The organism is Pseudomonas sp. FGI182, from assembly GCF_000511325.1.
Taxonomy (GTDB): Bacteria; Pseudomonadota; Gammaproteobacteria; order Pseudomonadales; family Pseudomonadaceae; genus Aquipseudomonas; species Aquipseudomonas putida_Z.
This window is the reverse complement of sequence record NZ_CP007012.1, coordinates 3,295,075-3,310,314: the sequence shown is the minus strand read 5'-3', so window position 1 is coordinate 3,310,314 and position 15,240 is coordinate 3,295,075. Positions and strand designations below refer to the sequence as shown.

General features: G+C 59.6%; 14 protein-coding genes. 6 read left to right on the top strand and 8 right to left on the bottom strand.

Annotation, left to right across the window (positions count from 1 at the left end):
• Positions 1–17: 17 nt before the first annotated feature.
• Entirely contained in the window at positions 18–932 is a 915-nt protein-coding gene (locus tag C163_RS14600; RefSeq protein WP_015270113.1) for a LysR family transcriptional regulator, read from the bottom strand.
• A gap of 199 nt (positions 933–1,131) precedes the next feature.
• Here C163_RS14600 and C163_RS14595 point away from each other — a divergent pair, with 199 nt between their 5' ends.
• The 4 genes from C163_RS14595 (at position 1,132) to hutH (ending at position 5,392) form a co-directional block, all read left to right on the top strand.
• The gene (locus C163_RS14595; RefSeq protein WP_015270114.1) at positions 1,132–2,100 is read left to right on the top strand and encodes an ABC transporter substrate-binding protein; all 969 of its coding nucleotides are present in this window, start codon (positions 1,132–1,134) and stop codon (positions 2,098–2,100) included.
• 75 nt (positions 2,101–2,175) lie between these two features.
• Positions 2,176–3,027: a proline/glycine betaine ABC transporter permease gene (locus C163_RS14590; RefSeq protein WP_015270115.1), complete on the top strand. Its 852-nt coding sequence runs from the start codon at positions 2,176–2,178 to the stop codon at positions 3,025–3,027.
• Complete coding sequence (locus C163_RS14585; protein WP_081742278.1) at positions 3,024–3,857, top strand: glycine betaine/L-proline ABC transporter ATP-binding protein; 834 nt, start codon at positions 3,024–3,026, stop codon at positions 3,855–3,857. Before C163_RS14590 ends, C163_RS14585 begins: the two co-directional genes overlap by 4 nt.
• An 11-nt stretch (positions 3,858–3,868) precedes the next feature.
• A complete protein-coding gene (gene hutH, locus C163_RS14580) occupies positions 3,869–5,392 on the top strand; it encodes a histidine ammonia-lyase (protein WP_038408167.1) in 1,524 nt (507 codons plus the stop codon).
• A gap of 86 nt (positions 5,393–5,478) precedes the next feature.
• On the opposite strand, the gene C163_RS14575 is transcribed toward hutH, so the two are convergent.
• Positions 5,479–6,336, bottom strand: a complete 858-nt coding sequence (locus C163_RS14575; RefSeq protein ID WP_025339448.1) for an SDR family oxidoreductase — start codon at positions 6,334–6,336, stop codon at positions 5,479–5,481.
• Between the two features lie 197 nt (positions 6,337–6,533).
• Between C163_RS14575 and C163_RS14570 the strand changes: the two genes are divergently transcribed.
• Positions 6,534–7,886, top strand: a complete 1,353-nt coding sequence (locus tag C163_RS14570; RefSeq protein ID WP_025339447.1) for a sodium:proton antiporter — start codon at positions 6,534–6,536, stop codon at positions 7,884–7,886.
• A 90-nt stretch (positions 7,887–7,976) separates the two neighbouring features.
• Here the strand turns inward: C163_RS14570 and C163_RS14565 are convergent, their stop codons facing one another.
• The 4 genes from C163_RS14565 to C163_RS14550 all read right to left on the bottom strand — a co-directional run bounded on the left by C163_RS14565 (position 7,977) and on the right by C163_RS14550 (position 12,197).
• Positions 7,977–8,195 (bottom strand): general stress protein, encoded by a 219-nt coding sequence (locus C163_RS14565; RefSeq protein WP_003256807.1) that lies wholly within the window; start codon positions 8,193–8,195, stop codon positions 7,977–7,979.
• A gap of 200 nt (positions 8,196–8,395) precedes the next feature.
• Positions 8,396–9,721, bottom strand: a complete 1,326-nt coding sequence (locus C163_RS14560) for an SDR family oxidoreductase (protein ID WP_025339446.1) — start codon at positions 9,719–9,721, stop codon at positions 8,396–8,398.
• Positions 9,722–9,946: 225 nt separating this feature from the next.
• The gene (locus C163_RS14555) at positions 9,947–11,248 is read right to left on the bottom strand and encodes an Nramp family divalent metal transporter (protein WP_025339445.1); all 1,302 of its coding nucleotides are present in this window, start codon (positions 11,246–11,248) and stop codon (positions 9,947–9,949) included.
• Between the two features lie 196 nt (positions 11,249–11,444).
• Positions 11,445–12,197: an SDR family NAD(P)-dependent oxidoreductase gene (locus C163_RS14550; protein ID WP_023662722.1), complete on the bottom strand. Its 753-nt coding sequence runs from the start codon at positions 12,195–12,197 to the stop codon at positions 11,445–11,447.
• 99 nt (positions 12,198–12,296) lie between these two features.
• Here C163_RS14550 and C163_RS14545 point away from each other — a divergent pair, with 99 nt between their 5' ends.
• Positions 12,297–13,256, top strand: a complete 960-nt coding sequence (locus C163_RS14545; RefSeq protein WP_025339444.1) for a LysR family transcriptional regulator — start codon at positions 12,297–12,299, stop codon at positions 13,254–13,256.
• Between the two features lie 180 nt (positions 13,257–13,436).
• Here the strand turns inward: C163_RS14545 and C163_RS14540 are convergent, their stop codons facing one another.
• Together C163_RS14540 and C163_RS14535 are read right to left on the bottom strand one after the other, a co-directional pair.
• Entirely contained in the window at positions 13,437–13,820 is a 384-nt protein-coding gene (locus tag C163_RS14540; protein WP_003253954.1) for a MerR family transcriptional regulator, read from the bottom strand.
• 166 nt (positions 13,821–13,986) lie between these two features.
• The gene (locus C163_RS14535) at positions 13,987–14,565 is read right to left on the bottom strand and encodes an NAD(P)H-dependent oxidoreductase (protein WP_025339443.1); all 579 of its coding nucleotides are present in this window, start codon (positions 14,563–14,565) and stop codon (positions 13,987–13,989) included.
• Positions 14,566–15,240 lie beyond the last annotated feature (675 nt).

Sequence of the window (15,240 nt, the reverse complement as noted above, 5' to 3'; positions counted from 1 at the left end):
CGCAGAGGAGGGCAGTTTCATTCGGATGCAAACGACGGCCGCTCTGCGAACCATGCCACCGCCAGCTCCTTGAATGCCTCAGCCGAAGGCGTCAGCGGATAGCGCTGATCATGCGCCAGCACGATGCTGTGCGTTGGCAATTTCTCCTCGGTCGGCCGGCATACCAGCGCTTGACCATCATAACTGCGGTCACCAAATGGGCGGGTGTAGATCAGCGCCACGCCAAACCCGTTGGCGACCAGGCTACGCTGCATCTCGAAGGTGCGCACACGGTGTACAGCGGCGGGCGAAAGATCGTAGAAGCTGAACAGGTCCAGCACATGCTGCCAGCTGTGGACCTGATCGGTGACTACCAGAGTGTATTCGGATAGCGCTTTGAGGCTGACGCGCGACTCCTTGGCCAACGGGTGATCGGCAGCCAGCAGTACCTGTGCGGTCAGCTGGCACAGCTGGGTGCATTGAGTGTTCGGCGGCAGACCCAGATCGTAGGTGATTGCCAGCTCTATCGCGCCCTCACTCAGCCGCTTGCCCACATAATCGAAGCTGCCTTCGCGCATATCAACCGTGACCCTCGGGCAGGACTCCTGCATCCGGCGCACGATCTGTGGCAGGCAATAGGGCGCCAGGTCTTCAAAACACCCGACCACCAACTCTCCGACACACTCTCCCGCATTGGCATTGATCTCGGCAAAGGTCCGAGCCTCGCTCAGAACGCGGCGGGCCTGGACCATGACGGTACGCCCGAACGGGGTCAGCGATATGCCGAGGCCACGTTGGCGCACAAAAATCGATTGGCCCAGCACCTCTTCCAATTCGCTGATGGCCGCCGAAATGGAGGGCTGCGAAACATGAAGCTCCATGGCGGCAGTCGTCAGGTTCCCGTGCTTGGCCGCTGCGAGCGCGTAGCGCAGTTGTCGCAGTGTGAACTTCATAGGTTTTTCCGTTGTGATACATCAGGACATATTATTTTATCCTTTTTTGAGGTTGTGAAATATTTCCTCTGTGCAGTGGCCACCGATCACAGGTGCCACGCCGATGCCGATTGCAAGGCTGATCAGCCAGTTTGGCGACCCTCTTTGGGCCGGATGCCCTCGACTACTGCAATCCATGTTCTTGTTTGGGAGCGTCACAATGAAAATTACAAAGGCTCTGCTGACCACGACACTATCTTTCGGGCTGCTGGCGGCCGCTGGTGCCAGCCAGGCGGCCGGCTGGTGCGAGTCTGGCAAACCGGTGAAATTCGCCGGATTGAACTGGGAAAGCGGGATGCTGCTCACCGACGTGATGCAGTTCGTGCTGAAAAATGGTTATGGCTGTGAAACCGACAGCCTGCCGGGTAACTCCATCTCCATGGAAAACGCCCTGAGCAGCAACGACATTCAGGTGTTTGCCGAAGAGTGGGTAGGGCGCAGCGAGGTCTGGAACAAGGCTGCCGCTGCCGGCAAGGTCGTTGGCGTCGGCGCGCCGGTCGTTGGCGCGGTCGAAGGCTGGTATGTGCCGCGTTACGTGATCGAAGGCGACCCCAAGCGCAAACTCGAAGCCAAGGCACCGAACCTCAAGACCATCGCCGATCTTGGGCAATACGCCCAGGTATTCAAGGACCCGGAAGAACCGGACAAGGGGCGCTTCTACAATTGCCCGGCCGGCTGGACCTGCGAGCTGGACAACAGCGAGATGCTCAAGCACTACGGCCTGGAAAGCAGCTACACCAACTTCCGCCCGGGCACCGGCCCGGCACTGGATGCCGCCGTGCTGTCGAGCTACAAGCGTGGTGAGCCGATCCTGTTCTACTACTGGTCGCCGACGCCGCTGATGGGCCTGGTCGACCTGGTCAAGCTGGACGAGAAGCCAGGCGTGGATAAATCCCTGACCATCAAAGTGGGCCTGTCGAAGGCCTTCCACGAGCAGGCGCCGGAACTGGTGGCGGTGCTGGAAAAGGTCAATCTGCCGATCGACCTGCTGAACCAGAACCTGGCGCGCATGAGCAAAGATCGCATCGAGTCGCCGGAACTGGCCAAGTTGTTCCTCAAGGAGCACCCCGAGGTCTGGCACAGCTGGGTCAGCGAAGACGCAGCCAAAAAGGTCGACGCGGCACTCTGAGCGTGTGGGCTCGTCCGGCTCCTGCCGGACAAGGCACGCGACAGTCCGTTTCATGCACTTGCTCGAGAGAATTCCATGTTTCCCAAGAACTTCACGTTTTCCATTGCCGACTGGGTCAATGGCTGGGTCGATGCGCTCGTAACCAACTACGGTGACGTGTTCCGGCACATCTCCGACACCCTGCTGTGGGCCATCGTCAACCTCGAAGGCCTGCTGCGCGCAGTGCCCTGGTGGCTGATGCTGGCCATCGTCGCCGGTATCGCCTGGCACGCCACCCGCAAAGTCGTGACCACTGCGGTGATCGTCGGCTTGCTGTTCCTGGTCGGCGCGGTCGGCCTCTGGGACAAGCTGATGCAGACCCTGGCGCTGATGCTGGTCGCAACGCTGATATCGGTCCTGGTCGGCATTCCGCTGGGTGTGCTGTCGGCGCGCAACGATCGCCTGCGGGCGGTGTTGATGCCGCTGCTCGACATCATGCAGACCATGCCCAGCTTCGTGTACCTGATACCGGTGTTGATGCTGTTCGGCCTGGGCAAGGTGCCGGCGATCTTCGCCACCGTCATCTATGCCGCGCCGCCGCTGATTCGCCTGACCGACCTGGGCATTCGCCAGGTGGATGGCGAGGTCATGGAGGCGATCAACGCTTTCGGTGCCAATCGCATGCAGCAACTGTTCGGCGTGCAGCTGCCACTGGCGTTGCCGAGCATCATGGCCGGTATCAACCAGACCACCATGATGGCCCTGTCGATGGTGGTCATCGCCTCGATGATCGGTGCCCGTGGCCTGGGTGAAGACGTTTTGGTCGGCATCCAGACCCTGAATGTGGGCCGCGGCCTCGAAGCGGGCCTGGCCATCGTGATTCTGGCGGTCGTGATCGACCGCATTACCCAGGCCTATGGCCGACCACGGCATGGGGTGGGCAAATGAGCGCCAAACAGACAATGAACAAGATCGAAGTCAAGAATGTCTTCAAGATATTCGGTGCTCGCGCCGAAGATGCCCTGAAACTGATCCGCCAGCAAAAAGCCAAGGATCAGGTCCTGGCCGAAACCGGCTGCGTGGTCGGGGTCAACGATCTCTCGTTGTCCATCGGCAGCGGCGAGATTTTCGTGATCATGGGGCTGTCGGGCTCGGGCAAGTCGACCCTGGTGCGCCACTTCAATCGCCTGATCGACCCGACCAGCGGCCAGATCCTGGTCGATGGCGAAGACATTCTGCAGTACGACATGGAGGCCCTGCGCGAATTCCGCCGGCACAAGATCAGCATGGTGTTCCAGAGCTTCGGCCTGTTGCCCCACCGCACCGTGCTGGACAACGTCGCCTACGGCCTGAAAGTTCGTGGCGAGAGCAAGGCCATGTGCACAGAGCGTGCCCTGCACTGGATCAACACCGTGGGCCTCAAGGGTTATGAAAAGTCGTACCCGCACCAGTTGTCAGGCGGGATGCGTCAGCGAGTCGGCCTGGCCCGCGCCCTGGCTGCCGACACCGACATCATCCTGATGGACGAAGCCTTCAGTGCGCTCGACCCGCTGATTCGCGCCGAAATGCAGGACCAGTTGCTGGAGCTGCAGAAGACCCTGCACAAGACCATCGTCTTCATCACGCATGACCTGGACGAAGCAGTGCGTATCGGCAACCGGATTGCCATTCTCAAGGACGGTCGCCTGGTCCAGGTCGGCACACCGAAAGAAATCCTCTACCAGCCTGCGGACGAATACGTCGATCGTTTCGTGCAGCGTCGCGTAGCTTCGCTTTAAGGAACGCGTGTATGTCGTTTGCCGAAAGAATCATCATCGCCGAGGCGCCAGTGCGTTGGCAGGACGTGGTGGCAGTGGCCCGGCATGGCGCGAAGCTTGAGCTGGCCCCATCGGCCTGGGCGCGGATCGAGAACGCCCAGGCCATTGTCCAGCGCATCGTTTCCAGCGGTGACCGCGCCTATGGCGTCAACACCGGGCTTGGCGCCCTGTGCAATGTTTCGTTGCAGGACGAACAACTCAGCCAGCTGTCGCACAACACCTTGCTCAGCCATGCCTGTGGCGTGGGTACGGCGCTGTCGGACGAACAGACCCGGGCGATCATGTGCGCGGCGATCATCAATTTCTGCCAGGGCCGTTCCGGGCTGCAGCGCAAGGTGGTCGAGGCGCTGCTGACCCTGCTCAACCAGCACATCACCCCGCAGGTGCCGAAGCAGGGGTCGGTGGGGTACCTGACCCACATGGCACATATCAGCATCAGCTTGCTGGGCGTCGGCCAGGTCAGCTATCGCGGCCAGATCATGCCGGCGCAGCAGGCCTTGGCCGAGGTCGGCCTGGCGCCGGTCAAACTGGGTGCCAAGGATGGCCTGTGCCTGGTCAACGGTACCCCTTGCATGACCGGCCTGAGCTGCTTGTCGCTGGACGACGCCACTCGGTTGAGCCAATGGGCGGACGTTATCAGCGCCATGAGCTTCGAGGCCCTGCGCGGCCAGCTCGATGCCTTCGACCCTGAAATCATCGCGATGAAACCGCATCCCGGCATGCAGCGCGTGGGCAGTAACCTGCGGCGCCTGCTCGACGGCAGCGAAATCATTGCCAGCAGCCAAGGCATTCGCACCCAGGACGCCTTGAGCATTCGCTCGATTCCGCAGGTTCATGGCGCCGCGCGCGATCAGCTGGAACACGCTGCGCGGCAGATCGAAACCGAACTCAACTCCACCACCGACAACCCGATGCTGCTGGGTACGCCCGAGTCGTATCGGGTGGTTTCCCAGGCGAATCCGCACGGCCAGTCGGTGGCCATGGCGGCCGACTTGCTGGCCATCGCGGTGGCCGAGATCGGGGCGATTGCCGAGCGTCGTCTCGATCGCCTGATCAACCCGTTGGTCAGCGGCTTGCCGGCCTTCCTGGTCAGCCAGCCGGGGGTGAATTCGGGCATGATGATTGTCCAGTACGTTGCCGCTTCACTGTGTGCGGAAAACCGTCAGCTGGCACAACCGGCAGTCGTCGACAACTACGTCACCTCCGGCCTGCAGGAGGATCATCTGAGCATGGGCACCAATGCCGGGTTGAAGCTGCACCGCGCCCTGGAGAACTGTACGCAGATCCTCGCCATCGAATACCTGCTGGCGGCCCAGGCATTCGAGTTCCTCAAGGAGCAGCGCTTTGGCGCGGGTACCAGCGTTGCCTGGCGGTTGTTGCGCGAACGGGTTCCAGCCTATGCCCAGGACCGTTGGCTGGCCCCGGATATCGCCAGCAGCGCATCGATCCTGAAGGATCCGGGCCTGCTTGGCGCTGCATTCCCCGAGCTGCTATGACCGATGCATCCGCGCGCTGTGTAGGCGTTATGGCTGCCGGGTGCCGTACGGGATGCGTCCGTACGGCATGTTTTCCCAACGATTTTCTAGAGGATCGGTTTGCCGCCAGTAACTCCGTAACGTGAACCACTGATGTAACTGGCCTCGTCGGAGCCCAGCAATACATATATCGGGGCGACTTCCACCGGTTGCCCAGGACGGCCCAACGGTGTTTTCGAGCCGAAGTTCCTGACCGCTTCGTCTGGCATGGTGGAGGGAATCAGAGGCGTCCAGATAGGCCCCGGTGCCACGCTGTTCACTCGGATTCCCTTTTTTCCGAGTAGTTGAGCCAAGCCAGCAGTGAAGTTGGCAATCGCACCTTTGGTCGTTGCATAGGCCAGCAAGCTTGGAGAGGGGTCGTCGGAGTTGACCGAGCTCGTATTGATGATCGAACTCCCCTTTGGCATGGAAACGATTGCCGCCTGGCAGATTCGAAAGATGGCGGTGATGTTGGTATCCAAGGTTTTTACCCATTCATCATCGTCGATTTCTTCCAGGGTTTCGTGGGACATCTGGAACGCCGCGTTATTGACCAGAATGTCGATACGCCCGAACTGTTCGACTGTCTTTTCGACGATGTCGTAGCAGTGCTGTTTCTGCGCCAAGTCCCCTGGCAACAGCAGGCATTGTCGGCCCGCTGCCTTAACCCAGCGCGCGGTTTCTTGCGCGTCTTCATGCTCATTGAGGTAGGCGATGGCAACGTCGGCTCCTTCGCGGGCGTAGGCAATGGCTACCGCTCGGCCGATACCGCTGTCCGCTCCAGTGATAAGTGCAATTTTGCCTTCCAGTCGGTTCTGACCGGTATACGACTGCTCTCCGCAGTCTGGATACGGCTCCATCTTCCGCTGAGAACCGGGGACGTCTTGAGGCTGGGAGGGGAAGGGCGGAGTAGGGAAGTCTCGCACGGTAGTCGCTCCTGCAGTTGAGAACGTTAATACCGGTTTGAAACGATTGGCCCTGGTTTTGTTGGTTTCAATCTGCATTCGGTACGATGAGCGGTGCGGGGTACATTACACAATGAGTTACGTGCAATGCAGCGGAACGACCTGTTTCGCCAGAAAGTCAAAAAGTAGTCGAAAACTCTTTCAAGGCTTGTGCGCAGATGACCTTCATCGTCTGGTTCGCCATGCTGGGTGCCGTCTTGCTGCTACTGGCGCTCTCATCCTCCTACCTGCGATGGATCCCTGTGACTTCGTCCGTGGTGTGCCTTGCCCTGGGTATCGGCCTGGGCACATCGGGGTTGGGTTTTCTTCATCTGGACCTGAGCAAGTCGAGCGGCTGGATGGAGCACCTCACCGAAGTCGCTGTGCTGTTTTCGCTGTTCTTCAGTGGCTTGAAGTTGCGCCTGCCCTTGCATGACCGCAGATGGTGGGGCGCCTTCTACCTGGCGGGGCCGGTGATGTTGGTCTGCATCGGTGGGGTAACGCTGGTGCTGCATCATGGCCTGAACCTGGGGTGGGGCATATCGGTATTGATCGGGGCGATACTCGCACCCACAGACCCCGTGCTTGCCACCCTGGTACAGGTGGTTGATGCCCGGGATGATGATCCGGTGCGTTTCAGCTTGTCTGGCGAGGCAGGGCTCAACGATGGCGTGGCGTTCCCCTTCGTCATCCTCGGGTTGTTCCTTCAGCAGGATACCGGCCAGGCATGGTTCAGTGACTGGCTGTTCAAGGACATGCTGTGGGCGGTGACCGCAGGTCTGTTGCTTGGTTACTGGATGGGGCGCGGCCTGGGCAAGCTCACGCTCTTTTTGCGCCTGCGCAACGACGACAGTACCGTGTCGCCCAATGACTACCTGGCCCTTGCCCTGATTGCGCTGGCTTACGTGAGCGCCGAGTCGGTTCAGGCCTATGGGTTTTTAGCGGTGTTCGCTGCTGGCCTCGGTTTACGCCAGGCAGAGGTTCAGACCTCCAATGGCCCCGAAGAGCCGGCTGCTGAACACCTGGTACAGCCCGTGGTAGGCCACCAGCATGTGGCGCCGGAGATGGCCGTCAAAGGTGATGTGCAAGGCCTCGACGACTCGCAGGTGGCAGCAGGCATCATGTTGGGGGATATGCTGGCTTTCGGCAGCTTGATCGAACGGGCAATGGAAGTGTTTCTGGTGACCATGCTCGGGGTAGTACTCATCGAGCATTGGGACTGGCGGGCCTTGATCGTCGCCGCAGCGCTTTTCCTGCTGATTCGTCCCTTGAGCATCCTCCTGTTCCCGGCTCGAGGAATGCTGGATATCCGGCAGCGTGGGCTATTGGGATGGTTTGGCATTCGAGGAATCGGCAGCTTCTACTATCTGTTCTATGCCCTCAATCACGGGCTGCTTGCCACGTCAGCCGCGCAGAGCATCAACCTGGTTCTATCGGTGGTGGCGCTAAGCATTTTGCTGCACGGATTGAGCGTTCAACCGCTGCTTGCCAGATACGAAGCGTGGAAAGGGCGGCTCACTGCTTCGGTGTAGCTTGAAACCGACGCAGCACGTGTGGTGGCCGCTGCGTTCAATTTGAAAAAAGGCCAGGGCGCCGTGCACCCTGGCCGAACTCATTTCAAGTTAGCGATTTTCGCTACCACGACCGCCGCCGTGACTGTTCTGTCCGCCTTTGCGTCCAGCCTCGGAGGCGCGCTCACGGTCGTTGGCAAAATTGCCCCCAGAGCTCTGGCCGCCTTTGCGACCTGCCTCCGATGCCTTCTCACGGTCATTGGCAAAGTTGCCTGGGTTGTTCTGTGCGGTACCACCTTGGTGGCCACGATTGGATTGGTTGTCAGCCATGATCTTTCACCTCATGTCGTCACACAGGAAAGTCTGTGTTCAACTCGGACGTCAGGCAGGGGGGCGTTTGCTCCACTGCTTTCTGCTCGTCCCGACGGGTTGCGCGAAAGAACCCGTGCGGGCGACTGTGGCGCCACAGAGCTTTGTTCGCCAACCTTTTGGAAGGATCTGGCTTGCGTCGAGTTTGACGGCACGGTCGTTCAGCTCCTGCGTCGTGAAAGGGTGATTGCAAGACCTACGATCACTCCAAGCGCCGCTGCGCCGATCAGTACAGGCGTCTTGTCTTTTGATTTCCTCCAGCCCCCGTCGACACTCCTCCTGCCACTCGGCGGCTCAAAGAGGTTGCCAGATGATGTTTCGGCTTTGGGACTGCGGTTTATCCCCCGACGCGTCAGCCACCCCGATAACAGAGGCAGGCCTGGTACCAGGTAACTGGCCAGATGCGCCAGGCGGGCCGTGGCACCGACCGTGGTGTGGGCGCGTGGTGAGATTGCGCAGGCCACCATGGCCTTCGCCACAAGTTCGGGATCATATACAGGGCCCGGAGGCGTAAGCGCATGGCCTGTGTAGTTGCCGCCGTCTCGGAAGCCCGGTGTGTCCATGACGGCCGGATAGATATCGCACACGTGGATCTCGGGGAACGCCGTCAATTCCCCTCGCAGCGCCTCAGTCAGCCCACGCAAGCCGAACTTGCTCGCCGAGTACGCGGCTGCATAGGGTTGGGCCACCCAACTGCCCAGTGACAGCGTGTTGATCAGGATGCCGCTGCCTTGGGCCTTGAACAGGGGAAGGGCTACAAAAGCGCCGCGCAGGTAACCCATCAGGTCGGTCTGGATGACCTGCTCGTGGGCCTCCAGTGGTGTTTCCTCGAAATTGCCGACCGCCCCAACGCCGGCGTTGTTGATCCAGATATCGATTCGTCCGTGGCCGAATTCTGCTGCCTGCGCGGCCAGCGCTTGCATCTGGTCGTTGCGGGTGACATCGGTCGTGATCGCGATGGCATCCGTCCCGCAGTCGGTGCATTCGTCCAGGACGTCGAACAACGCTGGTTCATCGCGCGCGGCAAGCACCAAGCGAGCACCCTTGCAGGCAAATGCGTGCGCGGCGGCACGGCCGATACCGCTGGAAGCGCCAGTGATGACCACGACTTTGCCGCGCAGCGGCCCTCTGCTCGGATAGCCCTCTCGGGGCGATTCCCGCTCTTTGCCAGACGTAGTCTGGTCGTCAACTGGCGCGATCGTTTCGCTGGCTTCGATCCGAGAGATTTCAAGAGCGGTGCCGTCGACCAGGGTCAACGTCAGCCCTTCAACCGTGCCAGCCTCCCGGTTCGGAAACACGGGTTCCCCTTCGGCATCCACGCTGTCGTAGATGAAACGCGTGCCCTCGATCCAACCCACGGCGGTCAGAAGCTCAGGGCCGAGGTAGTACTTCCCGTCCTGGAAGAAGCCTGGGAACTGATGTGCCCGCTCCACGTTTTCCACGCGATAGCGTTCACCTGGTTTCATACCTGTCGCTTGATCGATCATTTTGCGAACCCCTGTAGATCTCGAAAATGTCAGCCTTCTGCTAGGCATCTTTGCGTGATGGATATGCAGGGGAAGCCAAGGCGGGTCGTAAAGTTCAGACCAACAAGTCCGGTGGTACGCTGCGTAATGGAATGCAGGCAGAAAAATACCGGTCACGCCGGTATCAGGCCGAGGCGCAGCGCCAATCAGCCCTGGCCAGCATTGAGCCAGGGCTGTGCGTTACCTTCAGGCGATAAGGTCCACTGCCAGCTGGAAGGCTACCCATAGCGCCAGGCCAGTGGCGAAGGCCAGCGCGATGTTTTCGAACCAGTTGTTGCGGTACGCCTTGCCCAGCAGCGATTTCTGGTTGGACATGATCAGCAGGCCCAGCGAGATCACCGGCAGGCCGATGATGTTCAGCGCGCTGACACCGATGGTAAGGGTCACGAAGTCGGGCATACCCGGGATCGACCAGGCCAGTGGCGTCACCAGGATGAACAACATGAACCATTTGTGCATCGGGTCGTTGTGGAATTCCTTTCCATAGCGTTCGCGCCGCTCGGGCTTCACATGCTGGAAAGCGTCGGTGATCAGCATGGGGAACGCAGTGGTCTTGCCAGAAATGCTGGCGAACAAGGTGGCGAATACGCCGACGAAGAAGATGTACCAGCCGATCGGGCCGAAGAACAGTTCCAACGCCTTGCCCAGGTCGCCAAGCGTTTTCACCTCGATGCCGTTGGGCCGCAGGATTTCCGCGCCGACGATCCAGATCGCCAGGTTGATGACGATACCGACGAATACCGCAAACAGCAGGTCGTTGCGCTGGATGCGTTTGTGTTGCGGGCCGACCCAGCCTTTTTCACGCATGACATAGGGGTGCACGAAGTTGGCTACCGAGCCTGCCACGGCACCGATCACCGATACTGCTACCAGCAGTGCGCCGTGAACGCCTTCATCGGCAGGAATGCTGAAACCGATGGTGCCTTTGACGATACCCGCCACGTCAGGGCCGGACATCACAGCCAGCGCCAGGAAGGCCAAAGTCATCACCGCCAACAGTACTTTCATGACGCCTTCGATCATTGCGTAGATGTTGCGCCCCACCAGCATCCACACGGCCAGCACCACGGCCATGGAGCACAGCAGTGGGTAGTCGATCCGCAGCAACATCGCCAGCGCTTCCCCCGCACCCTTGATCATGTAGGCGTTCATGAGGTGCCCCATCAACAGGGCATAGGCCAACATGAACCAGGCGAACACCGGGTGCAGCTGCGCATAGCCCTGCAGAATGGTCATCCCTTGGTTATTGCACAGCTGGAAGCGGGCGATGATGTTTACGATCAGGTACCGGAGCAACAGCGAAACGGCCAGCACCCACATCATGGCGTAACCGTAGTTCGCCCCGGCGACAGATGAGGTTATCAGATCTCCTGCCCCCAGCCACGACAGAACCGCGATGACGCCGGGGCCAAGCAATTTGATCAGCTTTGACAGGCGATTTTGAGGGGTTAAGGCAGTTTTTCCCTCGACAGAAGGTATGCTCGACATGGTGACTCCATTGTTTTTTTTGTGAGAGCGGAGCGTAGTCGATCACAGTAGATAGGACGTCGTACAACTGAAATTTCAGCAAAGATATTTCTTAATGTTTCGAGGTAAGGGCCAATGTCCATAGAACGGTCGAGACGAAACTGACAGGCTTCCTCAAACAGTGAGGGAAGGCCGCATTTGTCGCGGCCTTTACTCGTTAGACTTGCGCCTGGCCACCGTCGACGAACAGTTCGGCCCCGTTGACGAAGCTGGCGTCGCTGGACGCCAGGAACAGAGCGGCTTTGGCAATCTCTTCAGGCTCGCCGACGCGCCCCAAGGGAATCTGCGATGCCAGGTAGTCCAGCAGGCCTTGCTGCTGAGCTGCGTCCGGCCCGGCGAGGTCTACCAGACCCGGGGTGCGAGTCGCGCCGGGGCTGATGGTGTTGACCCGGATGTTGCGATCTTTAAGGTCAAGGATCCAGTTACGGGCGAAGGCACGCACCGCAGCCTTGGAGGCCGCGTACACGCTGAATGCGGGTGTGCCCGAGCTGGCAGCAGTGGAGCCGGTCAAAATTACCGAAGCGCCTTGGGCCAGAAGCGGCAGCGCTTTTTGAACCGTGAACAGCGTGCCTTTTACGTTACGATCAAAAGTGTCGTAGTAATGTTCTTCAGAAATGTCTCCCAGAGGCAACATCGAGCCACCCCCTGCGTTTGCGAACAACACATCGATTCGCCCGTGCTCTGCGGCCACCTGTTGGTACAGGGCATCAAGTTCGTCCGGCTTGGAAGAATCCACTCGAACCCCGACTGCGCTACCAATCTGTGCGACGGCGTTGTCCAGCTCCGCCTGGCGGCGCCCGGTGATGAATACTCGTGCGCCTTGTTGAGCGAAAAGCTTGGCGGTCGCCAGCCCGATGCCCGAGGTTCCGCCAGTCACGATTGCGATTTTGTTTTCAAGCTTGCCAGTCATGATCATCTCCGTGTTTGTGATGTTGCGTTGGGAGAAGCGTATCGACGACCGGGAAAAACCAAAATAGAATTGTTGGAAACTCATCGTTGCAGAAATGAAATGAGCAAACTTCCGGATTTTGAAGGGCTGGCGATGTTTGCCAAGGTAGCTGAGGAGGGCTCGTTCGCAGCCGCCGCCAGAGTCATGGGCGTTTCAGTGCCCACTGTGTCCAGGGCGGTAGCACGGCTGGAGGAGCGACTGGGGGGGCGCCTGTTCAACCGCACGTCTCGACAACTTTCATTGACCGAATTCGGTCAGAGCATGGCTGGCAAGGCTGGGGAAATCTACCGACAGGCCGAAGAGGTGGAAGGCGAGGCGATGGAGCTCTCCGTTCGACCTCGCGGCCTGGTTCGCCTCGCGATCCCCATGTCGTTCGGCTTGAGATGGGTCGCGCCCTTGATGCCCCAACTCATTCGGCAGTATCCCGAGCTCTCGGTAGACCTCCATTTGTCCGACGCTTCGGTCGACTTGATCGCGGATGGCTTTGACGCGGCCTTGAGGATCGCTGCATTGCCCGACTCTTCATTGGTGGCTAGAAAACTGTGTGCCGTGACTCAGTTTCTTGTCGCCTCACCGGCCTACCTCAATCAGCACGGAAGGCCAAAGCACCCCCGAGAGCTTGCAAGTATGCCTTGCCTTAGCTACGCCTACCGCGCTCGGACGCAGGTCTGGAGATTCACGCATACATCTGGAGTAGAAGAGGATGTCGTGCCTACCGGGCCTTTGCGTGTCACTAATTCGGAGGCGATGATCCCACTGTTGCTAGAAGGGATGGCTATCTCTGAATTGCCTGAGTTCATCGCGAGTGAGTATCTGACGGATGGGCGCCTGGAAAGAATCTTGCCTGAGTGGAGCATGACTCGGGGCGGCTTGTATTTCGTGACACCGTCTGCGCGAACTCGGCCAGTGAAGATCAGAGCTGTTTCCGATTTCTTCTTTGAACACCTGTCCGCGCCGACGTGGCGTTGGGCGCCTGGGTATGAGTCATCAGGTGATATTCAGCGAGCAGGGCTGGAGTAAGGTTGGTTCATTTACAGAATGCTGATTTCGCCGTGGTTCTTTGCCTCAATTGTGCCGCAGCCAGCAGTGCAAGAGGGCGAGCAGCCGGGGGGGGAGACTGTGCCAGGCCAAATCGCCGGGGCGCCTGCGTGCTGAAAAGGGCACCGGGCGCCATGGCCGTTCAGCGGTGGTGGTGCGGATTCAGCGGGCTTTTTCCAGGTGTTCGAACTGACATTGCATCTGAGCATCTTTGAGGCTCAGCTCAAACTCAACCAAGCCGTCATGCACTTGCTGCAAGGCCTGGATCTGCCCCATCAATTCCTGCTTTTTGTTATCGATGGCCTGCATGGCCAGATCCCAGGGCAGCTCCTGGCCGCGATGATCCTGCAGAATGGCCTGCATTTCCTTGAGCTTGAAACCGAGTTGCTGAGCGCATTTGATGAAGGTCAGCAGCTCTACGCTTTGCTGGCTGTAGATGCGGTACTTGCCTTCGCGTTGCGGTGGGGGCAACAGGCCGATTTCTTCGTAATGTCGAATGCTTTTGACGGTAGTGCCCGACAGCTGGGCGGCTTTGCCGATGTACATGAAAATTCCTTTTTTTGACACATCAGAAGCGAAAAGATGTCGCGTGCTCGTACAGGCGCGCGACATCTTTGCACAAGCGTCAGGGGGTGGGAAACCAAGTTGGACAAGGTGTCACAGCAGGGAGGCTCGGCTGGCCAGCTCAGGGACATCGCCCGACCGGCGCCGATCAGCGGCTGGCGACTGCCTGGACTTGTTTGAGCCAGGCTTCACGCTGTTCCGGCTTGGAGCCCAATACCGGACCGAACGTCAGGGTTTTCAGAGGTTTTATGCCGCAGAACTCCAGGGTGGTCTTGCGCATTTGGTGCAGGCCCGGCATGCGATACACCCACCGGTAGTACCACGGCGGCGTGTCCATGGTCACCAGAAGGTGAGCCGTGCGGCCCTTGAGCAGCTTATCCGGGAAGGGCGAGCCCTTGCGGTACTTGAAGGCAAAACCGGGCAGAAACACGCGGTCGAAGAACCCCTTGAGCAACGCCGGAATGCCGCCCCACCAGATCGGGTACACCAATGTCAGGTGTTCGGCCCAGGTAATGTCGTTCTGTGCGTTGATCAAATCGGGCTCAAGCAACTGGACCTGGTTATAGCCATCGTGCAAGACCGGATCGAAATCCAGGGTGTCCAGGCGCAGCAGGCGCACCTCATGGCCTGCTTGCGTGGCGGCCTCGACATAACGTTCGGACACAGCGCCGCAAAAGCTGTCATTCGAAGGGTGGCCGAGGATTACGAGCATGCGTTTGCTCTTCATGACGAACTCCAGGTAATGAAGAGCCAAGGGTAAAGTCTGCCCCTTACGGTAGAGTCAAGCCTTGCCGGTTAGCGGTAGAGACAAACAATCCAGCAGCGCTCGGGTATAGCCCGGCAAACCGTCGAATGAGTGGGCGCAGGAACGTAATGTGTCAGGATCCCCGAAGAACATTTGGACAGGGCTCTGGGGCGGCATTTTTGCTTGATGGAAGTAGAAATGTACCCCCAGAAATTCCCTTCGATACCCTCATCAGAATGCGCGATCGAGAACGGCGATTTCTGACAGCTTTCGAACGGGCCCTCGCTGGACGTTAGTGCACCTCCACGGTTGCGTGGCCGATAACGGGACAGGGCTGGGGCCGTTTGGGAATGCTTTCGCGAACGGCTGCTATCGACCCAAAGCAGACGCTGAAAGAAACTGATGTCGTGAGTGCCATGCGCACTCTGTGGGAGCGGGCGTGCCCGCGAACACCGGCGCAGCCGGTGCCAGTCTCCGCGTTTGATTCTTCGCGGGCGCGCCCGCTCCCACAGAGATTGCTGTTCGGCTCACCGGCAGCAACGGGTCGAAAGCAGTCATCTACGACCGGCAGCAAACGATCCAAAACGGACATCTGTAATCGGGGCCGCTTCGCGGCCCATCGCCGGCAAGCGCGGCTCCCACAAGTACAGCGCATGC

Excerpts from the sequence above, each read along its gene's own strand:
- C163_RS14545 (WP_025339444.1), top strand. The coding sequence starts at position 12,297 with ATGAGCAAACTTCCGGATTTTGAAGGGCTGGCGATGTTTGCCAAGGTA.
- C163_RS14565 (WP_003256807.1), bottom strand. The coding sequence starts at position 8,195 with ATGGCTGACAACCAATCCAATCGTGGCCACCAAGGTGGTACCGCACAG.
- C163_RS14555 (WP_025339445.1), bottom strand. The coding sequence starts at position 11,248 with ATGTCGAGCATACCTTCTGTCGAGGGAAAAACTGCCTTAACCCCTCAA.
- C163_RS14540 (WP_003253954.1), bottom strand. The coding sequence starts at position 13,820 with ATGTACATCGGCAAAGCCGCCCAGCTGTCGGGCACTACCGTCAAAAGC.
- C163_RS14570 (WP_025339447.1), top strand. The coding sequence starts at position 6,534 with ATGACCTTCATCGTCTGGTTCGCCATGCTGGGTGCCGTCTTGCTGCTA.
- C163_RS14595 (WP_015270114.1), top strand. The coding sequence starts at position 1,132 with ATGAAAATTACAAAGGCTCTGCTGACCACGACACTATCTTTCGGGCTG.
- C163_RS14600 (WP_015270113.1), bottom strand. The coding sequence starts at position 932 with ATGAAGTTCACACTGCGACAACTGCGCTACGCGCTCGCAGCGGCCAAG.
- C163_RS14535 (WP_025339443.1), bottom strand. The coding sequence starts at position 14,565 with ATGAAGAGCAAACGCATGCTCGTAATCCTCGGCCACCCTTCGAATGAC.
- C163_RS14550 (WP_023662722.1), bottom strand. The coding sequence starts at position 12,197 with ATGACTGGCAAGCTTGAAAACAAAATCGCAATCGTGACTGGCGGAACC.
- C163_RS14560 (WP_025339446.1), bottom strand. The coding sequence starts at position 9,721 with ATGATCGATCAAGCGACAGGTATGAAACCAGGTGAACGCTATCGCGTG.
- C163_RS14590 (WP_015270115.1), top strand. The coding sequence starts at position 2,176 with ATGTTTCCCAAGAACTTCACGTTTTCCATTGCCGACTGGGTCAATGGC.
- C163_RS14585 (WP_081742278.1), top strand. The coding sequence starts at position 3,024 with ATGAGCGCCAAACAGACAATGAACAAGATCGAAGTCAAGAATGTCTTC.
- hutH (WP_038408167.1), top strand. The coding sequence starts at position 3,869 with ATGTCGTTTGCCGAAAGAATCATCATCGCCGAGGCGCCAGTGCGTTGG.